The organism is Rhizobium sp. SVR5-9E, from assembly GCF_056755095.1.
In genome coordinates, this window is the sequence record NZ_JBNDHS010000369.1 from 1 (window position 1) to 278 (window position 278).

Sequence of the window (278 nt, forward strand, 5' to 3'; positions counted from 1 at the left end):
TTCCAAAGTCCTTTGGTTCCTTCGCCAAGATTTTCCATGGCTTCTGCAATATAAAGATAATGCTCAAAAAATTTGATCGCCATATCTTCATATACCTGATAATATTGAGCCAGTTCCATGGCAATACGCATCATATTTAATGCATACATTGCCATCCAGCTCGTACCATCGGCTTGCTCCAGGTGCTGTCCGTCCTTCAGGATCATATTCCGGTCAAAAGCTCCGATATTATCAAGACCCAGGAAGCCTCCTCCGAAGATGTTTTTACCATTTTTATC

At 41.7% G+C, this 278-nt stretch carries 1 pseudogene; it reads right to left on the minus strand.

The features are described from left to right. Positions 1 to 278: pseudogene (locus ACPYOJ_RS35220) on the minus strand (MGH1-like glycoside hydrolase domain-containing protein); the annotation flags it as partial.